At 43.4% G+C, this 620-nt stretch carries 1 protein-coding gene; it reads right to left on the reverse strand.

Going from position 1 to position 620, the window contains the following annotated elements:
* A partial coding sequence (locus ACFFUV_RS23600; RefSeq protein ID WP_390198421.1) for a hypothetical protein occupies nt 1-620 on the reverse strand: 620 nt, incomplete at both ends.

Raw genomic sequence — 620 nt, forward strand, 5'->3', positions numbered from 1 at the left:
AATTTTGTCAGCATATCCCGCTATTGAACCCGTGTACCGTGCGTATATTTCCACGTAATCCCCGACGTCCTTAATTTGAACCGGGGTTATAAGCATGGTTTTTGAAAGTGCATCCGTTGAGTTATACGACGAATAATACCCATTTGAAAAAGCGGACACAATGGTTGATATTGTTTGCGTATTAACGGCGGTTTGATTTTCAACCGTTGTTAATCTCATCAATATATCCATTGTTCCGTCGGGGATTTGCAAAAAGGTTGGCGAACCTGTCGAATTTTCAAACAACGAATATGCGCCAACGGTTATATCGCCGACGGCGTTAGAATGTACCGTTACCGAACCGATATTGTATTGCGGGGTTGTTTCTACTTCTACTTTTCCAATCCATTGTATATTTGCGTTCGTCGAAATCTGCTTAACTCCCATACTTACACCGTCAACAAATAATTCCCAACCGTCGGCGGCGTGCGCCAATCTGATTAAATGGTATTGTTTTTGGTCGAATCCGGCGGGCAAATCCCAAACACGGTAATCGCTCCCGGAATTTGAATTTGACCGGAAATAAAAACCACCTGCATTATATCCCCCGGATGTCATGGTTCCGCCAAATATTCGGATAC

This window comes from Vibrio olivae (assembly GCF_042428525.1).
GTDB lineage: Bacteria > Pseudomonadota > Gammaproteobacteria > Enterobacterales > Vibrionaceae > Vibrio > Vibrio olivae.